The sequence below is a fragment of the Campylobacter sp. BCW_4321 genome (genome assembly GCF_001763075.1).
Classification (GTDB): Bacteria; Campylobacterota; Campylobacteria; order Campylobacterales; family Campylobacteraceae; genus Campylobacter_D; species Campylobacter_D jejuni.
In genome coordinates, this window is the sequence record NZ_MJYA01000007.1 from 143,745 (window position 1) to 151,790 (window position 8,046).

General features: G+C 32.7%; 6 protein-coding genes, 2 tRNA genes and 1 rRNA gene. 8 read left to right on the forward strand and 1 reads right to left on the reverse strand.

Features of this window, described 5'->3' with window-relative positions:
- Window positions 1–42: 42 nt before the first annotated feature.
- From AJN58_RS01630 to AJN58_RS01640, 3 genes are all read left to right on the forward strand, one after another.
- On the forward strand, window positions 43–1,620 hold the full coding sequence (locus AJN58_RS01630; protein WP_070233620.1) for an ABC-F family ATP-binding cassette domain-containing protein: 1,578 nt from the start codon (window positions 43–45) through the stop codon (window positions 1,618–1,620).
- Complete coding sequence (locus AJN58_RS01635; RefSeq protein ID WP_002859498.1) at window positions 1,610–1,945, forward strand: hypothetical protein; 336 nt, start codon at window positions 1,610–1,612, stop codon at window positions 1,943–1,945. The genes AJN58_RS01630 and AJN58_RS01635 overlap by 11 nt, the downstream gene beginning before the upstream one ends.
- 74 nt (window positions 1,946–2,019) lie before the next feature.
- A complete protein-coding gene (locus tag AJN58_RS01640) occupies window positions 2,020–2,403 on the forward strand; it encodes a hypothetical protein (protein ID WP_070233619.1) in 384 nt (127 codons plus the stop codon).
- A 43-nt stretch (window positions 2,404–2,446) separates the two neighbouring features.
- On the opposite strand, the gene AJN58_RS01645 is transcribed toward AJN58_RS01640, so the two are convergent.
- A complete protein-coding gene (locus tag AJN58_RS01645; RefSeq protein ID WP_070233618.1) occupies window positions 2,447–3,031 on the reverse strand; it encodes an IMPACT family protein in 585 nt (194 codons plus the stop codon).
- Between the two features lie 126 nt (window positions 3,032–3,157).
- Between AJN58_RS01645 and AJN58_RS01650 the strand changes: the two genes are divergently transcribed.
- The 5 genes from AJN58_RS01650 (at window position 3,158) to AJN58_RS01670 (ending at window position 7,524) form a co-directional block, all read left to right on the forward strand.
- A complete protein-coding gene (locus AJN58_RS01650; protein ID WP_070233617.1) occupies window positions 3,158–4,384 on the forward strand; it encodes a hypothetical protein in 1,227 nt (408 codons plus the stop codon).
- A complete protein-coding gene (locus tag AJN58_RS01655) occupies window positions 4,377–5,114 on the forward strand; it encodes a hypothetical protein (protein ID WP_044778549.1) in 738 nt (245 codons plus the stop codon). The genes AJN58_RS01650 and AJN58_RS01655 overlap by 8 nt, the downstream gene beginning before the upstream one ends.
- Window positions 5,115–5,748: 634 nt before the next feature.
- Window positions 5,749–7,261 (forward strand): 16S ribosomal RNA (locus AJN58_RS01660).
- Window positions 7,262–7,363: 102 nt separating this feature from the next.
- A tRNA-Ala gene (locus tag AJN58_RS01665) sits at window positions 7,364–7,439 on the forward strand.
- Window positions 7,440–7,447: 8 nt separating this feature from the next.
- Window positions 7,448–7,524 (forward strand) — tRNA-Ile (locus AJN58_RS01670).
- The last annotated feature ends 522 nt before the right edge of the window (window positions 7,525–8,046 follow it).

Below are 8,046 nucleotides of genomic sequence, written 5' to 3' on the forward strand. Positions count from 1 at the left end.
ATTTCTTAAAAATTTTTATAAATAAAAAATTTAAGGAAAATCATGGTTGAAGTAAAAAATCTTACTATGCGTTTTGCAAATCAGCTTTTATTTGAAAATGTTAATTTAAAGCTTGTTAGAGGACAAAGATACGGACTTATTGGTGCTAATGGTGCGGGAAAATCGACTTTTTTAAAAATTCTTTCAGGAGAAATTGAGTCAAGTAGTGGTGAAATAGTATTTGATGAAGGTTTAAAAATCGCAGTTTTAGGACAGGATCAATTTGCTTTTGAAAACTACACCATCAAAGATGCAGTGATGTGTGCAAATAAGCGTTTATATGAGGCCTTAAAAGAAAAAGAAAAGCTTTATATGAGCGAGGAATTTACAGATGAGATCAATGAGCGTTTAGGTGAGCTTGAGATAATAACGGCTGAAGAAGATCCAAATTATGATTGTGAAACACGTTGTGAAAAAATTTTAAGTTCTTTAAAGATTAAAGATTTTGATGCTTTAATGAGCACCTTGCAAAGTGCGGATAAATTTAAAGTTTTGTTAGCTCAAGTTTTGTTTTTAGGTGCGGATGTGCTTTTCTTGGATGAGCCTACAAATAACCTTGATTTAGAGGCGATTTCTTGGCTTGAAAATGAACTTTTAAGACATGAAGGAACTTTAGTTGTCATCTCTCACGATAGGCATTTTTTAAATAAAATTTGCACAAGAATTTTGGATGTGGATTTTAAACAAATTCGTGATTTTGCGGGAAATTATGATGATTGGTATATGGCTTCAACGCTTTTGGCAAAACAAGCTGAGCTTAAACGCGATAAAACCTTAAAAGAAAGAGAAGAATTAGAAAATTTCATTCGCCGTTTTAGCGCAAATGCTTCTAAGGCAAAACAAGCCACAAGCCGTGCTAAGGCACTTGAAAAACTAGAGCTTGAAGAGATTAAAATTTCAAGCCGTAGAGATCCTAGCATAGTTTTTAGAACCAATCGTGAAATAGGTAATGAAGTTTTAGAATTTAAAGGTATAGGCAAGGCTTATGATAAACAATTGTTTTCAAATTTGGAGCTAAAAATAGAAAAAAATGATAAAATCGCTTTGATCGGGGCAAATGGTGTGGGCAAAAGTACTTTGGCAAAAATCATCGCCCATGCTATAAGTCCAGATAGTGGATCTATGCACCTTGGGGCAACTATAGAGCTTGGATATTTTCCTCAAGATACAAGTAATTTAATTTGTGAAAATTTGAAACTTTACGAATGGCTTATGAGTGAAAAATTTAAAGATCTAGATGAAATCCGCAAGTGTTTAGGTAGAATGCTTTTTAGTGGCAGTGATCAAGAAAAAATGGCAACAAGTTTAAGTGGGGGTGAAAAACACCGTTTAATGCTTTCTCGTTTAATGCTAGAGCGTCCAAATTTCTTGCTTTTAGATGAGCCTGATAACCATTTAGATCTTGAAAGTATTATTGCACTAGGTGAGGCTTTGTATAATTTCAAAGGTGTAGTGCTTTGTATCAGCCACGATAGGGAATTAGTTTCTGCTTTTGCTAATAGAATTTGGCATTTAGAAAATGGTAAGCTTACAGATTTTCGTGGAACTTATCAAGAATTTTTAGGAGAAAATGATGGCTAAATTTAGAATTCAATACAGCGCAGGTTTTGGGCATTATACACAAAATCACAAGGGTTTTGGGCCTACGATTTATATAGAAGAAGTGGTAGAGTTTGATAATGGCAAGGATTATTTTGATTATATAGATTTTTATAAAACTTATTCAAAGAGCGATGATACTTATTTTCATATCAGTTTTTTAGAAGATAGACCTCTAAGCGATAAAGAAATCACCATTCGCAATGAATACCGCAAAATGCGTGATGAAAACTGTAAAAAAGCCAAGGAGGAATTTATAGCCAACAATGAGCTTGATGTGGAGCATTTGCCTACTCATCATGATTGAAAAACATTAATTTTTGCATAAAAAGGAACACTTTTTGCTTGTATAGTTTTTGCATATTTTGAAAGGAGAAAACTATGCAGGTAAATTATAGAACGATCAGCTCGTATGAATACGATACTATTAGTGGTCAGTATAAACAGGTGGATAAGCAGGTTGAAGATTATTCTTCATCTGGAAATTCTGATTTTATGGATATATTAAATAAGGCGGATGAGAAGTCAAGCGGAGATGCTTTAAATTCTAGCAGTAGTTTTCAAAGCAATGCGCAAAACTCAAATTCAAATTTAAGTAATTATGCTCAAATGTCAAATGTTTACGCTTATCGTTTTAGACAAAATGAAGGCGAGTTGTCTATGAGAGCCCAAAGTGCTAGCGTTCACAATGATCTTGCGCAACAAGGTGCAAATGAACAAAGTAAGAATAATACTTTGTTAAATGATTTATTGAACGCAATTTAATCAAAAGCTCCATTTTGGAGCTTTTGTATTTACTTGCAAGAATTTATAATTTCTCTATTTCAAAAGGTGTAAAATTTTTACAAAAAATTTTAAATTCTTGCTCCTCTTTTTCATTTAATTTGATATGTAATATAGCTTTGCAATCCTTAAAATCTTTTGTGAAATTAAAAGAATAAGTTTTTAAAAAATGTTCAAAACGATTTAAATTTTTTAAATCAATAGCAATGGTTATATTTTGCTTCAATTCGAATGAAAGTAAAGAAGAATTATTGATCACGGCATTTGCCGCATCGCTATAGGCTCTTACAAGTCCCCCTGTACCAAGTTTTATGCCGCCAAAATATCTTACAGTGATTAAAGCCGCATTGATAAGATCATAGCCCCTTAGAACATTTAAAGTTGGCATTCCAGAAGTTCCTTTAGGTTCTCCATCATCGCTTTTATCTTCTACAATTTGATTAAAATCATTTAAAACACGATAAGCATAGACAAAATGAATAGCTTTTGGATGCTCTTTTTTTAGCGTTTCTATTAAAAATTTAAAATCTTTAAAAGGGCAAAGAAAAGATAAGAAAGTAGATTTTTTAATATCGATTTGCGTTTGAAAAATTTGATCAATAGTTTGCATTTTTGCCTTTTTTGTTTAACATTATACTTATAAAAACTAAAATCAATTTGATGTTAATTTTTAAGATATTTGATATTTATATGATTTGCATTGATATTTTAAGTTTAATTTTGTAAAATTTTCATTATGGAAAAAATCAAAAATTATAAACTTATCATCATTTTACTTAGTCTTGATTTGTTGGCTTTACTTTATGGAATTTCAACACTGAGTATTAGTACTGATGAAGCTGATATTTATTTTGGCGAGCAGGGTAAATCACTTATTTTTTCCCATAGTTTGCTTTATTATATATCTCATTTTGGAACTTTTATTTTTGGGCAAAATGATTTTGGCTTAAGGCTTCCTTTTTTATTTTTTCATTTTTTAAGTTGTTTACTTTTGTATTTGCTAGCTTTAAAATATACTAAAACTAAAATCGATGCTTTTTTTGCTTTATTGTTATTTGTTTTATTGCCGGGTACTGTTGCAAGTGCTTTACTGGTTAATGCCGCATCTTTGGTGATTTTTTTAACCCTTGCTATATTATGTGCTTACGAATATGAAAAAAAATGGCTTTTTTATATATTATTGATTATAGTATTATTTGTTGATAAATCTTTTAATATTTTATTTTTAACTTTTTTCTTTTTTGGGATTTATAAAAGAAATGTTATTTTATTTACCTTATCTCTTGTTTTGTTTGGAGCGAGTATCAGTTTTTATGGTTTTGATACAGGTGGTCGCCCAAGAGGTTATTTTTTAGATACTTTAGGAATTTTTGCTGCATGTTTTTCTCCTTTGGTTTTTGTGTATTTTTTTTATACTATTTATCGTTTGACTTTTCAAAAATATAAAAATTTATTATGGTTTTTAATGAGCGTAACATTTGTATTTTGTTTGTTGCTTTCTTTAAGACAAAAACTTTTTTTAGATGATTTTTTACCTTTTTGTGTTATTTGCACTCCTTTGCTTATAAAAACTTTAATGCAAAGTTATAGAGTGAGATTGCCAGTTTTTCGATTAAGGTATAAAATCTTTATAGAATGTTCTATAATTTTTTTGATATTTTGTTACTTTTTAATCGTCGCTAATCAATTATTGTATTATTTTATAAACAATCCAAATCGTCATTTTGCCAATAATTATCATTTTGCTAAAGAATTGGCGCTAGAATTAAAAAAACAAGATGTTTTAGAGCTTGCAACAGCTCCAAGTTTGCAAAAAAGATTGCGATTTTATGGAATAAAAAATAGCAATAAGTTTTATTTAAAAGCTTTAAAACAAGCCGATAAGCATGATATGGACAAAAAAATTGTTAAAGTAAAACTTGGAAAATATGAAAAAGTATATCAGATTTTAAACTATGATTAAAGCTTTCAGTTTGTTGGAATTTGTGTTTATAATTCTCATTTTAGGTATAGTTTTTAATTTAGGCAGTCTTTACTTAAAAAAAGACAATCTACTAGAAGGTGCAATACAAATTCTTAATGATATCCAATACACCCAAAATTTAGCCATGATGCAAGAAGGTATAAGAGTTGATGAGTTGGCTATCGCAAAAAGAGAGTGGTTTAAAAGTAAATGGCAGATTTATTTTATAAAATCAGCTGCCACGGGTTATGATCAAACATATACTATTTTCTTGGATAAAAATGGCGATGGAAATGCTAATTTAGGTAAAACTGAAATCAATATAGATAGAGAAATTGCTGTTGATGTAATCAATCATAACAAATTAATGAATTCAGGTCAAAGTGGAGTTATTAGTAAAGATGATGAAAAAACTACACAAAGATTTAATCTTACAAAAAGATTTGGAATAGAAAAGGTTGAATTCAAAGGATCTTGTTCAGGATTTACTAGATTAGTATTTGATGAAATGGGCAGAGTGTATTCTCCGTTAAAAAATGCCAATTATGCATATGAAAAAACTTTAGCAAAGAATAATTCAGATTGCATTATACGTTTGTTATCAAAAAAGCATGCTCTTTGTATCGTTATAGATACGCTTAGCGGTTATGCTTATATTCCAGATTTTAAAACACTTAAAAGTCAATTTGTTAATATAAAAAATAAAAATTACGAGTGCTCTAAAATATAACCCCCATTTTTTAACCCACCAAATACTTATATAAATACTTACACAAATATTTATACTATTTAATCCTTTATTTAATCCCCTTTTAAGTTTAATTGGTTATACTTTCATTTCCTTTTTTGAAAAAAGGACTTAAAATCTTTTAAATTATAAAGTTTCACTAACTGAGTAGATTTTATAAATTAACTTTATTTTAGATTTTTTAAGTTTTTAAATTATTTGAGTTTTTAACTTTCTTAATTTTTTAATTTAAAACTAAAAAGCTTTTTTATAAATCTTGTTTTTAATTTAAAAACTTTTCTTTTAAAAATGATTTTTTGTTTTGTTCTTTTAACTTAGTATTGTTATTCAAATCTTATTAGTCAATCTTTGAAATCTAAATAAGTGATCGATTGAGCCAGAAAGATTTAGGCATAAGCAATTATGTAAAATCTATTCAATCTAATTTAAAAAGATTAAAAGCTTTTCTTTTAATCTTTCATAACTTTTTCTTTGAAGAAAAAGATTAAACTATCTATAAAAGTAATAAGGTTTATCTCTTTAATGCAATCTAAGTAGTTTATCTATATTAGGTTGGCGGGGTAGGCCTTTAGCTTGCTTCTTAGTCAAGGCTTTGCCTTGATGCTAAAGAAGGTTTATTATGGAGAGTTTGATCCTGGCTCAGAGTGAACGCTGGCGGCGTGCCTAATACATGCAAGTCGAACGATGAAGCTTTTAGCTTGCTAGAAGTGGATTAGTGGCGCACGGGTGAGTAAGGTATAGTTAATCTGCCCTACACAAGAGGACAACAGTTGGAAACGACTGCTAATACTCTATACTCCTGCTTAACATAAGTTGAGTAGGGAAAGTTTTTCGGTGTAGGATGAGACTATATAGTATCAGCTAGTTGGTAAGGTAATGGCTTACCAAGGCTATGACGCTTAACTGGTCTGAGAGGATGATCAGTCACACTGGAACTGAGACACGGTCCAGACTCCTACGGGAGGCAGCAGTAGGGAATATTGCGCAATGGGGGAAACCCTGACGCAGCAACGCCGCGTGGAGGATGACACTTTTCGGAGCGTAAACTCCTTTTCTTAGGGAAGAATTCTGACGGTACCTAAGGAATAAGCACCGGCTAACTCCGTGCCAGCAGCCGCGGTAATACGGAGGGTGCAAGCGTTACTCGGAATCACTGGGCGTAAAGGGCGCGTAGGCGGATTATCAAGTCTCTTGTGAAATCTAATGGCTTAACCATTAAACTGCTTGGGAAACTGATAGTCTAGAGTGAGGGAGAGGCAGATGGAATTGGTGGTGTAGGGGTAAAATCCGTAGATATCACCAAGAATACCCATTGCGAAGGCGATCTGCTGGAACTCAACTGACGCTAAGGCGCGAAAGCGTGGGGAGCAAACAGGATTAGATACCCTGGTAGTCCACGCCCTAAACGATGTACACTAGTTGTTGGGATGCTAGTCATCTCAGTAATGCAGCTAACGCATTAAGTGTACCGCCTGGGGAGTACGGTCGCAAGATTAAAACTCAAAGGAATAGACGGGGACCCGCACAAGCGGTGGAGCATGTGGTTTAATTCGAAGATACGCGAAGAACCTTACCTGGGCTTGATATCCTAAGAACCTTATAGAGATATGAGGGTGCTAGCTTGCTAGAACTTAGAGACAGGTGCTGCACGGCTGTCGTCAGCTCGTGTCGTGAGATGTTGGGTTAAGTCCCGCAACGAGCGCAACCCACGTATTTAGTTGCTAACGGTTCGGCCGAGCACTCTAAATAGACTGCCTTCGTAAGGAGGAGGAAGGTGTGGACGACGTCAAGTCATCATGGCCCTTATGCCCAGGGCGACACACGTGCTACAATGGCATATACAATGAGACGCAATACCGCGAGGTGGAGCAAATCTATAAAATATGTCCCAGTTCGGATTGTTCTCTGCAACTCGAGAGCATGAAGCCGGAATCGCTAGTAATCGTAGATCAGCCATGCTACGGTGAATACGTTCCCGGGTCTTGTACTCACCGCCCGTCACACCATGGGAGTTGATTTCACTCGAAGCCGGAATACTAAACTAGTTACCGTCCACAGTGGAATCAGCGACTGGGGTGAAGTCGTAACAAGGTAACCGTAGGAGAACCTGCGGTTGGATCACCTCCTTTCTAGAGTACAAAGTAATAAGTCTCACCACTATTACTTCAATATGTAAACTCAATTGATTCTTGTTTAGATTTCAAAGATTGATGATAAAGCTAATTGTTTATGGGGAATTAGCTCAGCTGGGAGAGCGCCTGCTTTGCACGCAGGAGGTCAGCGGTTCGATCCCGCTATTCTCCACCATTTATTAAGGGCCTATAGCTCAGCTGGTTAGAGTGCACCCCTGATAAGGGTGAGGTCACAAGTTCAAGTCTTGTTAGGCCCACCATAAAAAAGATTTGAATAAAAAAGCTTTAAAATCTAAAGCAAGTATATAAAGTAGATTAAATATAAAATATAAACTCTATACTTAGATTTATTTTTATCTTTAGCTATAAAAGAATATACTTTTTAATAGATATAAATAGCATATACATTATGTATTTATATTTATAATGATTATATTAATATATACTTCCTTTAGGTTTTAAACCTAAATGTTCTTTTTAATTATCATTGTTAAGAGTCACAAGCAAGTTTTAATAAAAACAATTTTACAGGACTTGTTAAAGGATAAAACCTATTTATCTTTTCTTTGGTTTAACTTATATCTTTTAATTATCTTTATTTCTATAATAAAGAGAATATTAGATTTAAGATTTGTAAATTAAAGACAAGTTTCAAACTCACAGCTTAGTTAAGACTAAATCATTTAGTTTTATATTAAGTGTTTGAATGCTTTCCGTCTTAAGATAAAGAAGTCTTATCATAAAAACTTTAACAAGGAAGTGATGCGTTTTAGAATCAATAA